The 21,942-nt window shown below is 69.0% G+C and carries 14 protein-coding genes and 1 tRNA gene; 9 read left to right on the top strand and 6 right to left on the bottom strand.

The window, feature by feature from the left end:
• Positions 1-79 precede the first annotated feature (79 nt).
• Positions 80-985 (bottom strand): LysR substrate-binding domain-containing protein, encoded by a 906-nt coding sequence (locus FS845_RS25310; protein WP_186332422.1) that lies wholly within the window; start codon positions 983-985, stop codon positions 80-82.
• Between the two features lie 143 nt (positions 986-1,128).
• Between FS845_RS25310 and FS845_RS25305 the strand changes: the two genes are divergently transcribed.
• Positions 1,129-1,659: a carboxymuconolactone decarboxylase family protein gene (locus FS845_RS25305; protein ID WP_144641039.1), complete on the top strand. Its 531-nt coding sequence runs from the start codon at positions 1,129-1,131 to the stop codon at positions 1,657-1,659.
• Between the two features lie 9 nt (positions 1,660-1,668).
• Entirely contained in the window at positions 1,669-2,454 is a 786-nt protein-coding gene (locus FS845_RS25300) for an SDR family oxidoreductase (RefSeq protein ID WP_144641036.1), read from the top strand.
• 46 nt (positions 2,455-2,500) lie between these two features.
• Here FS845_RS25300 and FS845_RS25295 read toward each other — a convergent pair whose 3' ends face one another.
• On the bottom strand, positions 2,501-3,301 hold the full coding sequence (locus FS845_RS25295) for an SDR family NAD(P)-dependent oxidoreductase (RefSeq protein WP_144641033.1): 801 nt from the start codon (positions 3,299-3,301) through the stop codon (positions 2,501-2,503).
• Between the two features lie 269 nt (positions 3,302-3,570).
• Here FS845_RS25295 and FS845_RS25290 point away from each other — a divergent pair, with 269 nt between their 5' ends.
• From FS845_RS25290 to FS845_RS25280, 3 genes are all read left to right on the top strand, one after another.
• Positions 3,571-4,551 carry a tripartite tricarboxylate transporter substrate binding protein gene (locus FS845_RS25290; RefSeq protein WP_186332421.1) on the top strand — a complete coding sequence of 327 codons (981 nt, stop codon included), beginning with the start codon at positions 3,571-3,573 and terminating at the stop codon, positions 4,549-4,551.
• 173 nt (positions 4,552-4,724) lie between these two features.
• Positions 4,725-5,990, top strand: a complete 1,266-nt coding sequence (locus tag FS845_RS25285) for an aspartate kinase (protein ID WP_144641027.1) — start codon at positions 4,725-4,727, stop codon at positions 5,988-5,990.
• A gap of 92 nt (positions 5,991-6,082) precedes the next feature.
• Positions 6,083-6,176: transfer RNA gene (locus tag FS845_RS25280), tRNA-Ser, on the top strand.
• Positions 6,177-6,326: 150 nt separating this feature from the next.
• Here FS845_RS25280 and FS845_RS25275 read toward each other — a convergent pair.
• Both FS845_RS25275 and FS845_RS25270 read right to left on the bottom strand, forming a co-directional pair.
• Positions 6,327-6,665 (bottom strand): HigA family addiction module antitoxin, encoded by a 339-nt coding sequence (locus tag FS845_RS25275; RefSeq protein WP_144641024.1) that lies wholly within the window; start codon positions 6,663-6,665, stop codon positions 6,327-6,329.
• 10 nt (positions 6,666-6,675) lie between these two features.
• A complete protein-coding gene (locus FS845_RS25270) occupies positions 6,676-6,966 on the bottom strand; it encodes a type II toxin-antitoxin system RelE/ParE family toxin (protein ID WP_144641021.1) in 291 nt (96 codons plus the stop codon).
• 160 nt (positions 6,967-7,126) lie between these two features.
• On the opposite strand from FS845_RS25270, the gene FS845_RS25265 reads away from it, so the two are divergent.
• On the top strand, positions 7,127-8,809 hold the full coding sequence (locus FS845_RS25265; RefSeq protein WP_144641018.1) for a VRR-NUC domain-containing protein: 1,683 nt from the start codon (positions 7,127-7,129) through the stop codon (positions 8,807-8,809).
• Complete coding sequence (locus FS845_RS25260; protein ID WP_144641015.1) at positions 8,806-11,124, top strand: ATP-dependent DNA helicase; 2,319 nt, start codon at positions 8,806-8,808, stop codon at positions 11,122-11,124. Before FS845_RS25265 ends, FS845_RS25260 begins: the two co-directional genes overlap by 4 nt.
• Before the next feature lie 114 nt (positions 11,125-11,238).
• Here the strand turns inward: FS845_RS25260 and FS845_RS25255 are convergent, their stop codons facing one another.
• The gene (locus FS845_RS25255) at positions 11,239-11,604 is read right to left on the bottom strand and encodes a winged helix-turn-helix transcriptional regulator (RefSeq protein WP_144641012.1); all 366 of its coding nucleotides are present in this window, start codon (positions 11,602-11,604) and stop codon (positions 11,239-11,241) included.
• Positions 11,605-11,693: 89 nt separating this feature from the next.
• Between FS845_RS25255 and FS845_RS25250 the strand changes: the two genes are divergently transcribed.
• Together FS845_RS25250 and FS845_RS25245 are read left to right on the top strand one after the other, a co-directional pair.
• Positions 11,694-12,020, top strand: coding sequence for a nuclear transport factor 2 family protein (locus FS845_RS25250; RefSeq protein WP_144641008.1), 327 nt, complete (start codon positions 11,694-11,696; stop codon positions 12,018-12,020).
• Positions 12,020-12,799: an SDR family oxidoreductase gene (locus FS845_RS25245; protein WP_144641005.1), complete on the top strand. Its 780-nt coding sequence runs from the start codon at positions 12,020-12,022 to the stop codon at positions 12,797-12,799. The genes FS845_RS25250 and FS845_RS25245 overlap by 1 nt, the downstream gene beginning before the upstream one ends.
• Before the next feature lie 119 nt (positions 12,800-12,918).
• Here the strand turns inward: FS845_RS25245 and FS845_RS25240 are convergent, their stop codons facing one another.
• Positions 12,919-21,903: a filamentous hemagglutinin N-terminal domain-containing protein gene (locus tag FS845_RS25240; RefSeq protein WP_144641001.1), complete on the bottom strand. Its 8,985-nt coding sequence runs from the start codon at positions 21,901-21,903 to the stop codon at positions 12,919-12,921.
• Between the last annotated feature and the right edge of the window lie 39 nt (positions 21,904-21,942).

Below are 21,942 nucleotides of genomic sequence, written 5' to 3'. Positions count from 1 at the left end.
GCAGGTTTCAGGAAAGCGCAAATGTGCCTTGCGTTTGAGGGCATGCTGCCCGCGGTCGCCGACGACATGCGGGGATCATTCAGCCGCCGGCGTGAACGCCCAGCAGGGCGAGGATCCGCTCGACGGCGGGCAGGCGGTTGCGCGGGTTCCAGATCACCGAGTATTCGGCGTGCTCGCTCACGTCCGACAGGGGCTTGAACACAACGCCAGGCACGGTGGTGCGCTGCAGCGATTGCGGCAGGATGCCGACGCCCTGGCCCATCGAGATCAGGCTGATGATGGACAGGAAATGGTGCGCGTAGTGCTGGATGCGGGGGCTGAAGCCGGCGGACAGGCAGACCGAGATCGCCAGGTCGTGGAAGCCCGGGGCGACTTCGCGCGGCAGCGAGACGAAGGCATGGTCGCACAGGTCGGCCAGGCGCAGTGAGGGAGCGTGGGCGAGCGGGTCGCGCTCCGGCAGGGCGGCCACCAGCGCGACGCGGGCCACGCTGCGGCTGGCCATGGCGCCCAGGCCCTGCGGGGCATGCGCGAAGCCGAGGTCGATGCGGTCCTGCAACAGGGCCTGCACCTGTTCGGCCGAACTCATCTCCTCCCAGGCGGTCTGTATGCCGGGCAGTTGTTCGCCGATGTCGCGAAAGGCCTGCTCGACTTCCATGAAGAGCGCGGCGGGCACGAAGCCGATGCGCACGCGGCCGACGTGTCCGTCGGTGGCGCTCTGCACGGCGCGCAGGGCGAGGTCGGACTGCGCCAGCAGCCGCCGCGCCTCGCGCGCCAGCGTTTCTCCGGCGGGCGTCAGGCGCACGCTGCGGCGGTCACGGTCGAACAGCGCGACGCCCAGGCGTTCCTCGAGCTGCTGGACCTGCTTGCTCAGCGGCGGCTGCGAGATGTTCAGGCGCTGGGCGGCGCGGCCGAAGTGCAGTTCTTCGGCCAGGACCACGAAGTGGCGCAGCAGCCTGAGATCCAGGGGAGAACCGGGGACTGTCATCGTGGCGGACGCGTGGACGCGCGATTGATTCCGATCGAGAATGGTTCGAATTCTAAATGCGTATTGGACCCGCCCGCGCCGCGGCAGGGAGAATGGGCGGCTCCCAGGGTCCCTCGGGGCCGTCCACATTTTCTTCTACCGTCATGAGCCAAACGACTCCTCGCATTCCGCTGGTACAGCCCGGCACACGGCCCGAACTGGCCGAGATCGAAAAGACCATCATGGCCGAACGGGGCCGCATTTCCCCGCTCTATCAGGTGCTGCTCAACAGCGAGCCCATCGCGTCCGGCTGGGAGCGCATGCTGACGGCGGTGCGCAACAAGTCGCTGATGCCCGCGGATCTGCGCGAGATGGTCATCATACGGGTCGCGGTGCTGAACAAGGCCTCGTTCGAGCTGCATGCCCACATCCCGCATGCGCAGAAGGCCGGCGTCGATGAACGCAAGATCGACGCGCTGCAGCAGCCGCGGCTCGACCTGGCGGCGTTCACGTCCGACGAGGCCGTGCTGCTGCGCATGACCGACGCGATGACGCGCGACGTGGCGGTGCCGGCCGAGATCATGGACGAGGTTACCCGCCGCTTCGACGCGCGTGGCGTGCTCGAGGCGGTGACCACGGTGGCTGCGTACAACATGGTGTCGCGCCTGCTGGTGGCGCTGGGCATCGAACACTGAGGGGATTCCATGCAACTCGAACTCCAGGACAAGGTCGTGCTGGTCACGGGCGGCAGCAAGGGCATCGGCCTGGCCTGCGCGCAGGGCTTCGCGCGCGAAGGCGCCAAGGTCGCCATCACGGCGCGCGATGCGGCGCAGCTCGAGGCGGCCAGGGCGTTGCTGCAGGCGGATGCCGGGCACGTGCTGGCCATCGCCGCGGACCTGTCCGACCCGGCGCAAGCCGCGCGCGTCGTGGCCGACACGCAATCCGCGTTCGGTCCAGTCGACGTGCTCGTCAACTCGGCCGGCGCGGCCAAGCGGGCCACGCCGGCCGAACTGACGGCGGCGCATTGGCACGCTGCCATGCAGGCCAAGTACTTCACCTACATCCATGCGATGCAGGCCGTGCTGCCGGCCATGGCCGAGCGCGGCCACGGCGCCATCGTCAACGTGGTCGGCATGGGCGGGCGGGTGGCATCGCCCACGCACCTGGCCGGGGGCTCGGCCAATGCCGCGCTGCTGATGGCGACCGTCGGCCTGGCCAAGGCCTACGCACCGCAGGGCGTGCGCATCAACGCGGTGAACCCCGGCACGGTCGAGACTGGACGCGTCGCCCAGCGCGTCCAGGCGCAGGCCCGCCTGGAAAACCTGGCGTACGAAGAAGTGTTGCGCCGCCAGGCCGAGAGCCTGCCGATGCGCCGCATGGCCAGGCCCGAGGAAGTCGCCGACGTGGTGATGTTCCTGGCGTCCGCGCGCGCAAGCTATGTCGCGGGGGCGGTCGTCGCCATGGACGGGGGCGCGTCGGGCATCGTCTGAACGCCGCGCCCGGCCCGGGCAAGGATGGCCGATTCTGGCGCCGGCGTCAGTCGCAGCGCACGCTCATGCCGCCATCGACCACGATCTCGGTGCCCGTCACGAAGCGGGCCTCGTCGGACGCCAGGAACAGGGCGGCGTTGGCCGTATCGCGGCCGTCGCCCATGAAGTTCAGCGGAATGCGGGCCTGGCGTTGGCGCAGCAGCGCTTCGACGTCGCCGCCGGCGCGCTGCCCGGCCAGGCGGGTCTCGACCATGGGCGTGTGCATCTGGCCCGGGATGACCGTGTTCACCCGGATGTTGCGCTTGGCGTACTCGATCGCCACCACGCGCGAGAACTGGATCACGCCGGCCTTGGAGGAGGCATAGCCGACCTGGGCCGCGCCCGTCCAGCGGGTGCCGGACGTCGACGCCGTGTTGACGATGGCGCCGCCGCCCTGGGCTTCCATCAGCGGCAGCACGTGCTTGCAGGTGAGGAACACGCTCTTCAGGTTGAAGTCCAGCTGGGCGTCCCAGGCCTCTTCGCTCAGGTCCACCGGGCCGCCGCGGGCGGAGCCGCCCACGTTGTTGACCAGGATGTCCACGCGGCCGTAGCGCTGCTGGCAGGCGCTCACCATGGCGGCGACGTCCTGGCTGCGGGTGACGTCGCACGTCCACGGCGTGACGTCGCCGCCCGCGTCGCGGATGTGCTTCAGGGTCTCTTCCATGGACTCGGCGTTCTTGTCCACGGCGAATATCCGGGCGCCTTCCTGGGCGAAGCGCACGGCCACGGCCCGGCCGTTGCCCCAGCCGCTGCCCACGCAGCCGGCGCCGGTGACGATGGCTACTTTGTCCTGCAGTCTTCCTGCCATTGCTCTCTCCTGTTCTCGGGACGTATCGATCGAATGCCGGGATTCTCTGCAATGGCGGGGAGATTCGTCCAATACGTTTTTCGAGCCGGCCTGATTCCGGTACGGAATGAATTGCTCGGGCGCTGGCATGGGCCCGTGGGCCGGCTTTCGATTCGCTTTACGGATTTCTGAAATTCCCAACGGGTATTGGACCTATCCGAAACCGCGACTCCACAATGCGGGACGCCGAGAGCCTGTGTCGACGGGCCGGTATTGGAAAGGAGACAACCATGCATCATCGGAAATTCGCGGCCTGGCTGCGGCTGCTGCTCGTCGGCGCCTGCCTTGCGGGGATCGCCGCGCCGGCCGCGGCACAGACCTATCCCGAGCGGCCCATCAAGCTGATCGTGCCCTACGTGCCGGGCGGCGGGGCGGACGTCATCGGCCGCTACATCGCCAAGGGCCTGACGCAGTCGCTGGGCCAGACCGTCATCGTGGAGAACCGCACCGGCGCCGGGGGCGTGGTCGGCACGGAGTACGGCATATCCCAGCCCGCCGACGGCTACACGTTGACGCTGATCTCGTCGAGCCACACCGTCAACCCCAGCCTGTACAAACTGAAGTTCGACTCCGTCAAGGACATCACGCCCATCGTCCAGGTGTCGACCGGCCCGATGGTGCTGGTGGTCAATCCGCGGCTGGGCGCCAAGTCCGTGGCCGACCTGGTCAAGCTGGCCAAGGACAAGCCGGATACGCTGAACTATGGCTCGTCGGGCACGGGCAGCGTGCTGCATCTGGCCGGCGCGCTGTTCGCCGACCGCGCCGGCATCCGGATGACGCACATTCCCTACAAGGGCGGGGCGGCGGCCATGACCGACCTGGTCAGCGGCCAGGTCGACCTGTACTTCGCCGCGTCCGCCACGGCCATGCCGCAGGTCAAGGGCGGCCGCGTCCTGGCCCTGGGCGTGACCAGCGCCAAGCGCGTCCCGGCATTGCCCGACGTGCCGAGCATCGCGGAAGCAGGGTTTCCCGGCTACGACGTCACGCTCTGGTATGGCCTCGTCGGCCCCAAGGGCATGCCAGCCCCGCTGGTCCAGCGCATCAACAGCGAGGTGAACAAGCTGCTGGCCACGCCGGAGGCCGCGGAAAAGATGGAAATCGACGGCGCCTATACGGCGGGCGGCACGTCGGAGGCGTTCGGCGCGACGATCGGCAAGGAGGTCGCCATGTGGCGGCAGGTGATCGACAAGCTGGGCCTGAAGCTGGACTGAGCGGCGGCGCTTCCCACGCGATAATCCCCGGTTGCCCTGGAATGGCTGGATTCCAGGCATATCGGGGATATTCACGCAAATTGCCGCAAGCAAGGTAAACTCATGGGTTTGCCGCCCGCGCTTGCTGGTCTTGCGACGCGGCTCGAATCATCCAGTTCTTTCCCGAGTACGAGATGTCCCTTATCGTTCACAAGTACGGCGGTACCTCGATGGGCTCGGTCGAGCGCATCAAGAACGTGGCGCGCCGCGTCGCGAAGTGGCATGCCGCCGGCCACCAGGTCGTGGTCGTTCCCTCCGCCATGGCCGGCGAAACCAATCGCCTGCTGGGCCTGGCCCGCGAAATCGCCGCGCAGCCCGACGGCCGCGAGCTCGACATGATCGCCGCCACCGGCGAGCAGGCCAGCAGCGGCCTGCTGGCCATCGCCCTGCAGGCCGAAGGCGTGCAGGCGCGCAGCTACACCGGCTGGCAAGTGCCCGTGCGCACCGATTCGGCCTACACCAAGGCCCGCATCAGCTCCATCGACGACGCGCGCATCCGCGCCGACCTGGACGCCGGCCGCGTGGTCGTGGTCACGGGCTTCCAGGGCATCGACGAGGAAGGCCACATCACCACGCTGGGCCGCGGCGGCTCCGACACCTCGGCCGTGGCCGTGGCGGCGGCCATCGGCGCCCACGAATGCCTGATCTACACCGACGTCGACGGCGTCTACACCACCGACCCCCGCGTCGTGCCCGAGGCGCGCCGCATGGCCGTCGTCTCGTTCGAGGAGATGCTCGAGATGGCGTCGCTGGGCTCCAAGGTGCTGCAGATCCGCTCCGTCGAGTTCGCGGGCAAATACCGTGTGCCCACGCGGGTCCTGTCCTCGCTGACCGACCCGCTCATCCCGCTCGAAGAAGAAATGGTCTCGGGCACGCTGATTACTTTTGAGGAAGACGAAAAAATGGAAGCCGCCGTTGTCTCCGGCATCGCCTTCAGCCGCGACGAAGCCAAAATCACCCTGCTGGCCGTGCCGGACAAGCCCGGCGTCGCCTACTCGATCCTGGGCCCGGTCGCCGCCGCCAACATCGACGTCGACATGATCGTGCAGAACCAGTCCGTCGCCGGCACCACCGACTTCTCGTTCACGGTCAACCGCAACGAATATCAGCGCGTGGTCGACGTGCTCAAGCGCGAAGTGATCCCCGCCGTGGGCGCCCGCGAACTGGCCACCGACGAGAAGGTCGCCAAGGTCTCCATCGTCGGCATCGGCATGCGCTCGCACGTCGGCGTGGCCAGCCTGATGTTCCAGACGCTGTCGCAGGAAGGCATCAACATCCAGATGATCAGCACCAGCGAGATCAAGACCTCGGTGATCATCGACGACAAGTACATGGAACTGGCCGTGCGCGCCCTGCACAAGGCGTTCGGCCTGGACCAGGCGCCGGCCGAGAAGGCGTAGGGCGTCCGGCGAAAATTTTTGATGCGGGTGCGCGATCCGCGTACCCACGCCAGAAAAATGCCAAATTTTTCTGATAGAATCTTGGATTCTCTGGAGGCGTGGCCGAGTGGTTGAAGGTACTCCCCTGCTAAGGGAGCATGTGGGCAAAAACCTGCATCGAGGGTTCGAATCCCTCCGCCTCCGCCAGAATTAAGCAAGTCCCAGAAAGCCCCGTACAGTCTCTGTCGGGGCTTTTTGCATTGGGCGGCTTTAGTCTTTCCCGGTCGTTGCGTGGCGATCGCCCAGATAAGCGAAACCCCGCACGGGGCGGGGCATTCGGCTTTGGCAAATCGTCGGTCACGCGCCAGCAAGCTCTGCATCTTGGTCTTCCCGCTTGAGCGCGGAGGCGTCAGCGAGGAACTTGAAACGCTTGATGCGGACACGCCTTGCACCTTTCGTGTGTTCGGCCTGCCAAAGATCGTACTGAGCTTGCATTCCGAGCCATAGATCTGCACTCGTTCCCAAGGCTTGGGAAAGACGGAGAGCCATTTCCGCCGAAATGGCAGCATGTCCGTTGAGGATCCGGGACAACATTGCGCGCGTGACCTGCAGGTGCGTCGCTGCCTCGGTAACGCTCAGGTCACCGAGATACTCGCGCAAGACCTCACCCGGATGCGGTGGGTTGAACATTCTCATGGCGATACTCCTAGTGATAGTCGACAAGGACGACGTCGGTGCCCTCGAAACGGAAGGTCGACCGCCAGTTCCCGCTGACATCGAATGCATGATGACCGTCAACACTCTGGCCTTTTGGATTCTTTCCGATGAGCAGGTGGAGTCTCCAATTGGCAGGGGCTGCAAGATCTTCCAGCGACGTGGCGCTGTGAAGGGCGGCAAGTTGCAGCCTCAACTTGGCTGCATGTGCGGCCGTGATCCTGGCTTTCGACCCTTTCAGGAAGAAGTCTTCAATGCCTTTGTGTCGGAAGGTTTTGATCATTATGAGCCAGTGTATAGCCAGGATATACGGACGACCAGGCCCAGGGGAGTGTCATGCGGCATAGATGCGGCATTTCCAATTTTCCGCGCTCGGCCCGGGTTATGATGGAACTGGATGCATATCCAGTCCAATCCGATCGCGACCCCCGCAGCCCCCCGGCATGTACCCCGAGCACCGCTACTACTACCTGCACAACTTCCAGCAAGCGCTGGACTGGTTGGGTGCGCGCTATGCCGACGTGTTCCGCCCGAGCGAGCAGGCCTTCCTGCGCGCCTTCCCGACCTTGCCGCGGCCATCGCGGGCCTTGCTGGTGCGGCTGCTGTTGCGGCGCCATACCGTGTATCGCGCCGAACGGCTGGCGTACGAAGAGATCGGTCCGGTCGAACCCGCCGCAGGGCCCTTGCTCGAACTCGGCTGGCTGCGTGCCGATCCCGTGCTGCCCTGGTCCGACTGGGCGGCGCTGCACACCAAGGACGAACTGGCGCGCCGCTATCCGCAGGCCGGCCTGCGCGCGTCGCTGCGCAAGGCCGAGCTGCTGGCGGGGCTGGAGGCCGTGCTGGGCGAGCCGCGCGAGCGGCCGTGCAGCGGCTGGGGCGCGCGGGCCGGCGAAGCGATCTGGTCCGTCGAGGTGGCGCCGATGGCGCAGCGGCTGCGCCTGATGTTCTTCGGCAACCTGGACCAGGGCTGGTCGGAGTTCGTGCTGGCCGACCTGGGCATCTTCCAGTACGAAAAGGTCGACATCGATGCCGCGACCCGCGCCTTCCAGGGCGCCGCCGACGTCGACGTGTATCTGTCGCTGCAGCAGATTCGCGACCAGCTTGATGTGGCAGTGGCCGACCAGGCCGCCGTGTTGCGCGGCCAGCTCGCGGCCTGCGAGACCGCCGTGCCCTGGCTGGCGCGGCGCCGGGCCAAAGTGTGGTTCCGCCTGGGGCAATGGTGCGAACGCGCCGCCGACTGGGCCGAGGCGGAGCAGGCCTATCGCGCCAGCACGTATCCCGGGGCGCGCCAGCGGCTGATCCGTGTGCTGGAACGGCAGCAGCGGTTCGACGAGGCGCATGCATTGGCCGGCCAGGCGCTGGACCGCGCCGAAAGCGAGGCCGAGCGGCAGCTGGTGCAGCGCATGCTGCCACGCCTGGCGCGCCAGGCCGGGCATATCGTGCCGGCGCGCCGTGGCGGCCCGCCGGTGCGGCCCATGATGCTGACGCTGCCGCGTCCAAACGAAGCGTGCCGCGTGGAAGTGGTCACGCGCGATCATTTCGCCGTCGACGGCGCCAGCGTGCATTGGGTCGAGAACGGCCTGATCAATTCGCTGTTCGGCCTGTTGTGCTGGGACGCCATCTTCCTGCCGGTGGCCGGCGCGTTCTTCCATCCTTTCCAGCGCGGTCCCGCCGATCTGCACGAGCCCGGTTTCCGCGCGCGCCGCGAAGCGTCGTTCGCGGCGTGCCTGGACGCGCTGCGCGACGGCAGCCATCGCGCGCTGATCCTGGCGCGCTTCGAGCAGAAGGCGGGCATCCAGTCGCCCTTCGTGGCGTGGGGCATGCTGACGCGCGAGCTGCTGGAACTCGCGCTCGACTGCATCCCCGCCGAGCACCTGGCGCTGTGGTTCGCGCGGCTGCTGGACGATCCGAAGGCGAACCGGTCCGGCCTGCCCGACCTGGTGCGCTTCTGGCCGGCCGAGCGGCGCTATGAACTGATCGAAGTGAAGGGCCCCGGAGACCGCCTGCAGGACAACCAGGTGCGCTGGCTGCACTATGCCGTCGCGCATGGCCTGCCGGTGCAGGTCTGCCACGTGCGCTGGGCTGTGGCAGCGGATCAGCAGGAATACCAGGAACAGGCCGCATGAAGCTCGAGGTGGCGGTGCGCACCCTGTGCGACTTCACGGCGCGCGCGGGCGACCTGGATTCGCGCTTCACGCCCGCGCCCACGGCGCTGGAGGGCATGGCCGGGCACGCCATCATCGCGCAGCGGCGCGGCGCGCAGGTCGAGCACGAGGTCCCGCTGACGGCCGCCCATGCCGGCCTGACGGTGCGCGGCCGGGCCGATGGCTACGATCCGCGCGCGCATCGCATCGAAGAGGTGAAGACCTACCGCGGCGACCTGGACGCGCTGCGCGACAACCAGCGCGCGCTGCACCGTGCGCAGGCGCGGGTCTACGGCCACATGCTGTGCGCCGATCGCGGGCTGGCCGAGATCACGGTGGCCGTGGTGTATTTCAACCTGGACACCGAAGCCGAGACCGTGGTGGACGAGACCATGCAGGCCGGTGCGCTGGCAAGCCTTTTCCAGGACATGTGCGAGCGCTATGCCCAGTGGGCCAGGCACGAGCGCGCGCACCGCGAGGCGCGCGACGCGGCGCTCGAGGCGCTGGCGTTTCCCTACGGCGCCATGCGCGCCGGCCAGCGCGACCTGGCGGTGGCCGTGTACCGGGCCGCGCGCGACGGCCATCCCGTCATGGCCCAGGCCCCCACGGGCGTAGGCAAGACGCTGGGCACGCTGTTCCCCTTGCTGAAGGCCTGCGCCACGCAGGGGCTCGACAAGGTCTACTTCCTGTCGGCCAAGGGGCCGGGGCATGGCCTGGCGTTGAATGCGGTCGAGACCTTGCGCGGGGCGTGCGGCGGCGATGGCCTGCCGTTGCGCGTGGTGGAGCTGGTGGCGCGCGAGAAGGCCTGCGCGCATCCCGACCTGGCCTGCCATGGCGAGTCCTGCCCGCGTGCGCGCGGCTTCTACGACCGCCTGCCGGCCGCGCGGGCGCAGGCGCTGGCCCGCGGCGACGCCACGCTGTCGCGCGCGCCGGTGCGCGCCGTGGCCGATGAGCACGGCATCTGCCCGTATTACCTGGGCCAGGAGCTGGCGCGCTGGAGCGACGTGGTGGTGGGCGACTACAACTACTGGTTCGACGCCAACGCCATGCTGTATGCCTCGACGCTGGCGCATCAGTGGCGCGTGGCAATCGCGGTGGACGAGGCGCACAACCTGCTGGAGCGCGCGCGCGGCATGTACAGCGTCTCGCTGTCCACCGACGACGTCCGCGCCGCGCGCGCCGTCGTGCCGAAGGGCCTGCGCAAGCCGCTGGACGGGCTGCTGCGTTCGTGGCGCGCCCTGCAGAAGAAGCAGCCCGGGGCCTACGGCGCCTACGACATGGTGCCCGGCGGGCTGCGCGAGGCCGCGCAGCGCGCCAGCGCGGCGCTGGCCGAGCATTTCGCGGGCACGGCCGCGCCGCCCGGCGATCCCGCGCTGGCCCTGCATTTCACGCTGCTGCAGTTCGGCCGCCTGGCGGAAAGCTTCGGCAGCCACGCGCTGTTCGACCTGACGGTGCGCGACGAGGCGGCCCCGCGCGCCGCGCCCGCCTCGGACCTCTGCATCCGCAACGTCGTGCCGGCCCCGTACCTCGCGGCGCGGCACGCGGCGGCGCGCTGCACGGTGCTGTTCTCCGGCACGCTCAGCCCGCCGGACTTCCATCGCGACACGCTCGGGCTGCCCGCCGGCACGGGCTGGATCGACGTGGCGGCCCCGTTCTCCGCCGACCAGCTGCGCGTGCACGTGGTGGCCGGCGTCTCCACGCGCTGGCGCGACCGGGCACGGTCGCTGGCCCCCATCGCCGACCTGATCGCGGCGCAATACGCCGCGCAGCCGGGCAACTACCTGGTGTTCCTCAGCAGCTTCGCCTATCTGGAGCAGGTGGCGCAGCGCATGGCCGGCGCGCATCCGCACGTGCCGCAATGGACCCAGGCGCCGCGCATGAGCGACGACGAGCGCGCGGCGTTCCTGGCGCGCTTCACGGAAGACGGGCGCGGCGTGGGCTTCGCGGTGTTGGGCGGCGCGTTCGCCGAGGGCGTGGACCTGCCTGGCCGGCGGCTGATCGGCGCCTTCATCGCCACGCTGGGCCTGCCGCAGGTCAATCCCGTCAACGAGCAGATCCTGGCGGCCATGGGCGCGCGCTACGGCCAGCAGCTGGCCTACGACTACACCTATCTCTATCCGGGCTTGCAGAAGGTGGTGCAGGCGGCGGGGCGGGTGATCCGCACCGAGACCGACACGGGCACCGTGCACCTGATCGATGACCGGTTCCGCCAGCGCAAGGTGCGCGCGCTGCTGCCCAGCTGGTGGCACGTCGGCGAGTCGTCCGGCGGCTTCGCGCGCGAGATGCGAGCCGCATGAGAGCAGGGCGCGCATCCGGGCGATGGGTCTTGCCGAGGGCCGGCTCGCACGCGGCATGCATCAGCCTCGTCGGGCGTCACGCGTCCTGACGAGGGCCCGCGGACCACAACGGCATCAGCCTATGGCCGTGCCCTCCGTGGCATCCCGGGCCGCGTGTGCGTCGCGCTGTTCCGTCCAGTTCAGCATCGCATCCAGCGCCGGACACAAGGCCTGGCCCCATTCGGTCAGCCGGTACTCGACCTTCGGCGGCACCTGCGGATACACCGTGCGCGACACGAGCCCGTCGGCTTCCAGCTGCCGCAGCTGCTGCGCCAGCATCTTCTGGGAGATGCCCGGGATCAGCCTCTCCAGGTCCGAATAACGCTGCACCTTCCCATCGAACAGATGGAAGAGGATGAGCAGCTTCCAGCGGCCGTCGATGAACCGCAGCGCTTCCTCCACGCCGATGGCCGCGGTCTCCGGGGTGTATGACTTTCTCATGGCGCAGTCCCTTACTTTTTCGTGCGTTCTTGTTGACCAGCCGGCCGATGGTGAAAATGCCGTACGGCAACTATAGCGAGAACCCGACCATGTCCCTTTCCCTGCCCACCGCGGTCCGCGTCTACTTCGACATCAGCAACGGCTCGGACAGCAGCGCCATCGGCCAGTGCTTCGGGCCCGACGCCGTCGTCCTCGACGAGGGCCGCACGCATCGGGGCCACGCGGCCATCCAGGCCTGGAAGCGCCAGGCGCGAGAGAAATTCCAATACACGGTCGAGCCGGTCAGCGCGTACCAGCAAGGCGACCGCCTGGCGGTCACCGCGAACGTCGCCGGCAGCTTCCCCGGCAGTCCCGTCAGGCTGGACCACGTGTTCGAACTGGCGGGCGGCAGGATCCGATCGCTGGAGATCGGCTGATGTCCACGCACAAGGAACTCGAAGGCAGGCGCGTCCTGGTGACGGCGGGCACCAAGGGGGTCGGCAAGGCGGTGGTCGGCCTGTTCCGCGAACTCGGCGCGAAGGTGCTCACCACGGCCCGGCAGGCACCGGAAGAGGCCGCCGCGGACGTGTTCGTCGCCGCCGACCTGACGACGCCCGAAGGCTGCGACACCGTGGCGCGGGCCGTCATGGACAATTTCGGGGGCGTGGACATCATCGTGCACGTGCTGGGAGGCTCGACGGCGCCCGGCGGCGGCTTCGCGGCGCTGGGCGAGGACGAATGGCAGCGCGAGCTGAGCCTCAACCTTCTGCCGGCCGTCCGGCTGGATCGCTCCCTGTTGCCCGGCATGCTGGCGCAGGGCGGCGGCGTGGTCGTCCACGTCACCTCGATCCAGCGTGAATTGCCTCTGCCCGAGTCGACCACTGCCTATGCCGCCGCCAAGGCCGCGCTGTCGACCTACAGCAAGAGCCTGTCGAAGGAAGTGGCGCCCGGCGGCGTACGGGTCGTGCGCGTGGCGCCCGGCTGGATCGAGACGGAAGCCTCCGTCGCGCTGGCGCGGCGGCTGGCCGCGCAGGCGGGCACCGACTACGAAGGCGGCAAGCAGATCATCATGGAGTCCCTGGGCGGCATTCCCCTGGGCCGGCCGTGCACGCCGATGGAAGTGGCCCAGTTGATCGCGTTCCTGGCCTCGCCGCGCGCGGCATCCATCACCGGCACCGAGTACGTGATCGACGGCGGCACGATTCCGACCGCGTAGAGAGCAGGAGGCGCCGCAACATAAGGCGAGCCCCCAATCACAGCAGCAATAAAAAACGGCACTGGCCGAAGCCAGTGCCGTTCCTGCTCACCCGGTCAGGGTGGCGCGGGTTCCAGCGATCAGAGACCCGACACTTCGATCAGCTTCTTGCCCATCGGACGCGGATTCAGCTTGTCCAGCTTGATGCTGTCGTCCAGCTGGTTCACCAGGCCGGGCTGCAGCACTTCCTGGGCCTGGATCAGCTCGTTCGAGAAGCGGCCGCCTTCGACCAGCGTACCGCCCACCGGACGATCCGAGAAGCGCACCACCGTCAGCTCGCGGGTGTTGCCCAGCAGCGAGCTGGCCAGTTCCGAGTTGGCGTTGGGCGTGTCGATGTTGACGACACGGCCTTCGACCGCGCGGCCGCTGGTGCCGCCGTTGACCACGTTCTGGCCGCGCAGGGTGACGGTGCCCACGTTGCCGCCCTGGCCCGTCGAGATGCTGTTGACGGTGACCGTGTTGGCGGCGGCGTAGGTGATGTTGCCCGTGCCCGACGAGGTCTTGGCGGAGCCGCCCATGTCGATGTTGCCGCCGCTGTTGACGGTGACGTTGCCCGAACGCGTGGCCACGACGTTGCCCGACTGCTTCACGTCGCCGCCGGCCTGCAGCGTGATGTCGCCGCCGCCGGTGTTGCTGACGTTGCCGTCGACGGCCAACTGGCCCGCCGTGTTCACGACCACATTGCCGCCCGTGGCCGAGGTGTTGCCCAGCGTCAGGGTGCCCTGGCTCAGGTTGTTGAGCTGGGCGCCGCCGTTGCCGGCCTGCGCCGACACCGTGCCGGTGCGCAGGTTCAGCGCGCCGTTCGCATCGCCCAGGCCCACGCCCGCGTTCAGCAGGACATTCTGGGCCGTGATGGCCGACGAACCCTGCACTTCATTGCGGATCGAGCCCTGCACGGCGTTGAGGGACGCCGTGTGCGTGCCCGCGTTGACCTGGTCGACGACCACGTTGCCGGTGCGGCTGGTCACGCTCACGTCGCCGTTGGTGGCGGTGGCGGTCAGCTTGCGCAGGCCGTCCTGCTCGTCGATGGTGATCGACTGGCCGTTGGCGTTCAGCGTGTTGACCTGCGTGCCGGCGTTCACGTCGCCCGAGGCGCTCAGGTTGGCCGCGTCGGCGACGATGCGCGTGCCGGCATCGCCGTCATCGCGCAGCGAACCGCCTTCGGTGGTCAGCGTGGCCGTGCCCGTGGCGTTGACGTTGCCGATCTGCGCATCGCCCTGGCGAACCACCAGGGTGGCATCGCCGCCGCCGGTGCTCAGGTTCGACACCGTCACGGCGTTGGCCTGGTCGATGCTGGCGTTGCCGCTGGTGGTGCTGGCGTCCAGCGTCTTCACGTCGGTGACCAGCGCGCCGCGCTCGCCGTTGCCGATGCCGGTGCCCGCGGACAGCTGCAGGTTGTTGGCGACGACGTTGGCTTGCGAGACGGGCAGGGAGCGCGCCGCGACGCGGTTCAGCGTCGGAGCGTCCTGCTGGCCCTGCGTGATGGCCTGGCCGGCCCGCAGCGACACGTCGTTCAGGCCGTAGCCGGCGTTGACGCTCTGCACGTCCAGGCTGCCGCCCGCGCTGACCGCGATGTTGCCGCTGTCGGTGCGGATCGAGCGCAGGGTGGTCGAACCGGATTCGCGCAGCGCGATCGTGGCGCCGCCGCCGTAGGCGTTGGCGTTGATCGTATTGGCGCGCGTCGCGGCGTCGATGCCGTTCTGGGCCGACAGGTACAGCGTGTCGGCCTGGATGCGGCCGTCGGCGCTGCCCATCTCGATGCGGCCCGACGTGGACAGCTCGGCGGTGCCGCGCGTGGCCTGCACGTCCTTGGCGCTGACGTTGCCGCCGGCCTGGATGTAGACCGAACCGTCGGCGGCGATCACCTTCTCCAGCGAGACGGCATCGGCTTCGTCGATGCTGATGTCGCCGGCGCCGGTGTTCTCGGCCGTCAGCTGGTTCACCGCGGTGTTCAGCGTGGTGCCGGTGGCGGACGAGGCCGTCAGCGTGGCGGCCTGGACGTGGCGGGCGACGCCCGCGTTGCCCAGCACGGCGCCCGACGTCGATTGCAGCGTGACGTCGCCGCCCGTGGCGCGGATGTCGTTCACGGCGACGTCGCCGCCGGCGCGGTACTCGACCTTGCGGCCGGTGCCTGCCGTGGTGCGGGTGCCCGTCGCCATGGCGATGCCTTCGGCGCCGCCCGTGACCGACACGTTGCCCGTGGTGGCCGTGACGTCGGCGTTCTGCGCCACGTGCTTGCCGGCCGACACGGCGATGTCGCCGCTGGCCGATTGCACCTGGCCCTGCAGCGTCGCATCGCCTTCGGCCGACGAGACCTTCACGTTGCGGCCGGCCTGCAGGCCGTAGGTCAGTACGTTGCCGGTGGCGTCGTAGGCGAGGGTGCCGTTGGTGCCCGCGACGGCGCGCGTGCCCTGGGCCATCGTGATGCCGCCCTGGCCGGCGTTGACCGTGACGTTGCCCGCGGTGGCCTGGGTGTTGGCCCGCTGGTCGATGCCGCCCTTGAGCGCGGCCAGCGCGACGTTGCCCGTGGCCGACGTGATGGCCGCGCGCTGCGCGATGTCGCCGTCGGTGCTGGTGACGTTGATGTTGCCGCCGGCCGTCAGCACCTGGGTGGTGACGTTGCCGGCGCCCGTGTAGGCGATGGTCTTGCCGGTGCCCGCCGAGGTGGCGGTGCCGGCGGCCATCGTGATGCCCTTGGTGCCGCCCGAGACGGTGACGTTGCCCGCGTTGGCCGTGATGTTGGCGTTCTGGGTCACGCCGCCGACCGTGCCGGAGACCAGCGCGACGTTGCCGCCTGTGGTGTTCACCAGGCCCTGCTGCAGCACGTCGCCCGTGTTGGACGTGATGCCGACGTTGCCGCCCGCCTGGATCTCGCGGGTGGTGACGTTCGCATCGGCCACGTAGGTCACGGCGCCGCCCGCGGTGGTGCGGGTGCCGGCGGCCATGACGATGTTGCCGGTGCGGTTGGTGGCGGCCGGGTTGCCGGTGGCGGCCGTCAGGGCGACGTTGCCTTCGGTTGCCGTGACGTCGGCGTTCTGCGCCAGCGCGCCGCGGGTGGTGCCCAGGCTGACGTTGCCCTTGTCGGCGGTGACGGCGGCATTCTGCGTCAGGCCGGTGGCGGCCTGCAGCGTGATGTCGCCGGCCAGGTCGTCCGAGCCCGTGGTGGCGACCACGTTGGACACCGTCATGCTGCCGCCTTGCGCGGCGACGTTGATGTCGCCGGTGGCCTGCAGGCCGGTGACCTGGTTGACGGGCACCGGCAGGCGCGCGGCTGCGCGCAGCGGGATCGAGCCGCCGAAGGTCTCGTTGGCGCCGTCCAGCTGGCCGATCGTCAGGTCGCCCGCCAGGTCGTTGACGGCGATGCCGCCCGTGCCGCCGTCGGCGGCCAGGGTTGCGACGTTCACGTTCAGCGCCTTGGTGCCGCCGATGCCGTTGTGGCCGCGCATCGCCAGCGTGCTGGCGGTGACGTTGGCCTGCGCGTCGGTGCGGCCGTTCAGGATCTGTCCGTCCACGGCCGCCAGCACCACGCCCTTGTCGGCGCCGGTGGCTTCGATGGTGTCGACCACCATGTTGCCTTGCGACACCAGGCTGACGTTGCCCTCGGTCGTGGCCACGCGCGTCACGTTCAGCTCGCGGCTGGGCAGGTCGGCGTTGTCGGCCTCGATGATGTCGATGTTGCCGCTGCCGGTGGCCGTCAGCGTGTTGGTGCTGACGCGGATGCGGTCCAGCGCGCTGGTGACGCCGGTGTCGCCGATGTAGGTGCCGGCCTTCAGCTCGATGCTGTCGGCGTCGATGTAGCTGCTGGCGATGGTGCGGCCCAGGTCGCGCGAGATGCCCTCGCTGGCTTCCAGGGCGGCCTTGCGGTCCGCGCCCTTCAGCGACACCTGGCCCACCGTCATGTTGCCTTCGGTCTTGATCGAGGCATTGCCGTCGGCCAGCATGACCGAATCGGTCAGCAGGTCGCCGCCGATGTTGGCCAGCGTCAGGTTGCCCGCGACACTGATCTCGGCCGCCAGTTGCCGCACGTTGGTCTGCAGCGTGGCGTCGCCCTTGGCGTCGATCTCCAGGCGGTGGCCCGTCACGTCGGCCACGTCGTCCTGGCCGTTGGTGATGGCGCCGCCGCTGACCAGGCGGACGGTGTCCGTGGCCTTGTTGCCGCCCGCGATCCGCTGGTCCACGGCCAGTGCGCCGGTGGTGCTCAGCGTGATGCTGTCGGCGGCGGTGATGCCGCTGACGGCGCCCGCCGTGCCGACGGTCAGCAGGGCGCTGCCGTTGGCGTTGGCGATGTGCACGCCGCCGGCCGAGGCCTGCGCGGCCAGCGTGGAGGTCTCCGTGTTGACGACATTGTTGGTCATCGGGTTGCCGTCGACGTCGTCGCCGATGCCCTGGCCGGCGGTCATCGACAGCAGCGGCGTGACCAGCTTGCCGCCGCGGCCGACGATGTCGCCACCGGCGTTCAGCGTGATCGACTTGTCGCTGCGCACGTTGCCCACCACGCCGATGTCGTTGCCGGCACGGGCGTCGATCACCTTGCCCGAGGCCACGGCGATGTTGCCCAGGCCCAGGTTGGTGTCTGCCTTCAGGTACAGGTCGGTGTTCAGCGTGCCGTTGACGTTGAGCTGGTTGGCGCTGATGCCCAGCGGCTTGGCGGCCGAGCTGTCGATGTCCTTGTTCAGGACGACGGCGGTCTGGCCCTGCTCCAGCACCTTCAGGGCGGCGTCGCGGGCGATCTGGGCGCGGTAGAGCGCCACGCTGATCGTGTTGAACGACTCGGACGTCACGTCGCGGTCGGTCTGGGCCTTCAGCATGTCGCCCAGCGCGGTCGTGACGCCGGCCAGCGCCTGGTCCAGCTGGTTGTTCATGTCGGCCAGCTCGCCTTCCTTCGGGTCCAGCGTCAGGCGCTGGAACACGTCGACGGCGGTCTGCGCGATGGACAGGGCCAGGTCGATGCCGGCGAACACCAGGTCGGCGCCGCCGTCGCCCGAGAACGGGATGGCCTGCGCGCCGGCCGCGACGAACGCCGCGGCGTTCTTGGCGATGCCGGCGGCGGTCAGCACGTCGTTCAGCGTCTGGAAGGTGATGCTCAGGGCATCCACCTGTGCCTGCAGCACGGCGACGTCGCGCTGCGTGGCATTGGCGTCGGCCTGCGCGGCCGCCAGCTTGGCCTGAGCTTCGGCCAGGGCACGCTGGTAAGTGCGCAGTTCGGCCTCGTAGACGTTGAACATCGTCTGCGTGCTGTTGACCTCGGCCGCCTTCTCCGTGTAGTTGTTGCCCAGCACTTCACGCACGTACTTGGCATCTTCCGGATCGGGCGTGTGGGCCTCGAGCGTGACGACGTTGCCGCGGATGTTCTCCGTCAGGCCGTTGCCGTCGATGATGATGCCCTTGCGGGCGATGACCGAGACGTTGCCCGTCGTGCCCGCGTCCAGCAGGCCGATGGTGATGTTGGACGCGGCTTCCAGGCTGATGTCGCCGCCGTGCGAGGTGATGTTGCCGGCCACGATGGCGCCCAGGTAGCCCAGGCGGGACTCGCCCAGGGCGCGCAGGGTGGCGTCGCCGCCGTTGCCTTGCGCATCGGCCCACAGTTCGATGGTGTCGTTCGTGTTCAGGAACACGATGTGGCCGCGCGTGGCCACCAGCTCCAGCGAGCCGCCGGTGTCCATGCGGATCGTGCCGCCGCCCTGGCTCAGGATGGTGATGTCGGTGGCGGTGATGGAGACCTTCGACGCGCCCTTGTTCTGCAGCGAATCGGCGTCCACGATGATGGCGCCGGTGTTGGCGGCGCGCACCGTGCCCGAGCCGCCCGAGGCGGCCAGGTAGTTGACGTCCAGCGCCAGTTCGCCGTTGTTGCCCACGCCGCGGTCGGCGGCCACGTTCAGGCGGCCGGCCGTCACGTTGGCGGCCGTCTTGTCGGTGCGCGCATCTTCGATGCTGCCCGAGCTGGCCAGCGTCACGGTGGAAGAGCCCGCCGTGATCTTCTTGACCTGGATGCCGGCGTTGGCGCCGCCGCGGTTCGTGATGCTGACGTTGCCGTCCGAACCCGCGGTGGCGGCGCGCTCGACCAGCAGCGGGCGGTTGCCGTTGTTGACGACGTAGATGCCGCCGTTGACCGTGTCGATGACCAGCTTGTCGACCGACATCTGGATCGCGTTGGCGTCGCCCGCCTTGCCGAACGAACGGACGCTGGCGGTCAGGGTGCCGGCGATCACGTTCTGCGCCGGGGCGCCCGTGGCGCGCGTCGCGCCGCCGGCCATCGTCAGCTTGATCTCGCCGCCGGCCTGCAGCACGCCCAGGGCGGCATCGCCGGACAGGTTCAGGTCGATGGTGGTGTTGGTGCCGCTGGCGATGGCGTCCAGGCGGGTCAGCGAGCCGATGTTGGCGGCGTTGATGTTGCCGTTGGTGGCATTCAGGTTCAGGGCGCCGGACGTGGTGGTGGCCAGCGCGCGTTCGGCCGAGCCCAGGGTGCGGCCGGTGACGGCGACCGAGGCGCCGGCGATGCGGCGGTCGACGGCGGTCTGCACCGAGCCCGCGGCCGTCAGGCTGACGTTGCGCGTGGCCTTGACGTTGTCGATCACCAGGTCGCCGCTGGTGTTGCCCAGCGTGACGTCGCCGGCGGCGCCGGCCGCGGTGGCGTCCAGCGTCAGCGTGGCGGCCGTGTTCTGGGCGACCTTGAAGGCGCCGTTGCCGGCCGCGCCCTTGATGTAGGACGAGGCGGTGCGGTCGAAGGTGATGGCGTCGGTGGCCTTGGCGTCGATCTTCTCGGCGGTGACCAGCGTGCCGACTTCCTGCGTGATCGAACCCAGGGAGCTCAGCGTCAGGCTCTTGGAAGCGGTGATGTTGCCGCGCAGGTTGATGGCGTCCTGGGCGGCCAGGCGCAGCGATTGCAGCGTGCCGCCGGCGCTCAGTTGCTTGGTGGCGTTGTCGTACCTGGCTTCGCCGCCGGTGTAGGACACGGCCACGTTGCCGCGCACGGTCGTCGCGTCCAGGTCTTCCAGGGCGCGGTCGTTGGCGATGTAGGTGCCGGCGGTGACGGCGGTGGTGGCCGTCGTCAGGCCGCGCACGCTGGTCTCCAGGCGGTTGGATGCGGCGCCGATGTCGTTGCGCGCGCGCAATTCCAGCGTGTCGGCGGTCACGTTGTTGGCGTCGCCGTTGTTGTCGGCGATGCTGCCTTCGGTGGCGCTCAGCTGCACCTTTCCGCCGGTGGCGGTGATGCCGCCCACGCGCAGGTTGCCCTGCGACACGTCGACGCTGACGTCGTTGTTCTGGCCTTGCGCGACGATGTTCTCGATCGTCAGGCCGTTGTTGTCGGACAGGTGCACGCCGCCGTTGCCGGCGGTGGCGGCCACGCTTTCGGTGCGCAGCTGCATCGCCGCGCCGGCGTTGCCCACCGCGCCCGAGGCCTTCAGGTCCACGCGCTTGGCGGTCAGGGTGGCCGAGGGGTTGGCCGTGGCGGTCGTGCCGTCGGTGCTGGCCACCGTGCCGATGATGCTGCCGCCGGTGGTCTCCAGCGCGATCTCCGCGCCGGCCGCCAGGGCGCCGCCCAGCGTGACGTTGCCGTCGGACTTGATGCGGATCTTGGACGTGCCCGGATCCTGGTTGCTCAGGGTCACGCTGCCGTCGGCGTTCGAGATCGGCAGCAGCGAGGTGTTCTGGTTGTTGACGCTGACCATCTGGCCGGCCGAGATGGCGGCCAGCACCATGTCGCCGCCCGTGTTGGCGATGTTGATGCTGCCGTCCTGCGTCGACGCGGCCAGGCTGCGCACGCGGGTGCTGACGGCCTGGCCGTCGGTGCCGATGGCGCCGTCGGCGACCAGGTTGGCGGCCCACGCGGTCAGGTTCGTGCCGTTGGCCACGCCCGTCATCGCGCCGTTGCGCGCGGTGATGATGGCGCGGTATTGCGTGTCGCTGTCGACCACGCCGGTGCTGACTTCCTTCAGTTGCACGCCGCCGTCGACGTCGGTCACGATCACGTTGCCGCTCTTGGCCTTGGCGGTCAGCGTGACGGCGTCGACGCGCAGCGCCTGGCCTTCCGCGCCCACCGACTTGCCTTCGCCCGTCACTTCCAGGCGCAGGTCGTTGGCCCTGGTGACGCTGTTGGCGCCCGTGACGATGCTGTCGGTGGCGACCAGATTGGTGTTCACGCGGCCCACGTTCTGGCCGACGGTCAGCCCCTGGATCTTGCCCTGCTGGCTGATCTCGGCGCCCGCGACGTCGACCAGCGACGTGGCTTCGATGACGCCTTCGTTGGACACCAGTGAGGACATCAGGTTGCTGACCTGGTTGGCCGTCAGGGCCACCGTGCCGGCGGTGATCTTGCCGGTCGCGGAGTTGGTCACGCCGGCCTTGTTGCCGCTGTTGCCCGCCTGCGTCAGCGCGTCGGCCGACAGGTTGATCAGGTTGTTGCCCGTCAGGTCGATCGTGGCCTTGTTGCCGGCCGCCAGGCTGACCTTGCCCAGCTGCGCGACGATCTCGCCGTTGTTCTCGACCGAGGTTGCGATCAGGTAGACGAAGCCGTTGTCGGCGGCGGTGATCTTGCCGTTGTTGGTGATCTTCTGGCCGGCGGCGTTGTCGGAGAAGGCCAGCTGGGCGCCGCCGTTGATGAAGGCGTCGATGGCGCCCTGCGAGTCATCGCTGAGCTTCAGCGTCGTGGCGACCAGGCTGCCGACGTTGATCTCGGCGCCGCTGCCGATCAGCACGCCGTTGGGGTTCAGCAGGAACAGCTTGCCGTTGGCCTTGAGCTGGCCCAGGATCTCCGACGCGGCCGGTCCGACCACGCGGTTGACGGTGATCGAGTTGGCGCCCTGCGTCTGGATGAATTCCACCAGCTGCGACGGGCTGACGCCGAACTTCTGCCAGTCGATGAAAGCGCGGTTCGACGTCTGCGTGATCGTCAGGCTGTTCAGCGCTTCCTGGATGGCGGAAATGGTGCCGCCGCGCACGGTCGCGTCCGAAGCGGAGGGCGTCTGTGCCCAGGCGCCGAAGCCCGCGCCCATCAGGGCGGCGGACACGGCGGACAGAATGAAAGTCTTGCGCACGTCCTGGCGTGCTTGCTTCTTGCTAGACATTTTCTTTACCTGAAATTTTGTGTAGTGGAGGCGCGTGGT

Origin of the sequence: Bordetella genomosp. 13 (genome assembly GCF_007679965.1) — a bacterium.
Lineage (GTDB): Bacteria > Pseudomonadota > Gammaproteobacteria > Burkholderiales > Burkholderiaceae_B > Bordetella.
The sequence above is the reverse complement of the archived record's forward strand: the minus strand, read 5'-3'. Positions and strand labels throughout refer to the sequence as shown.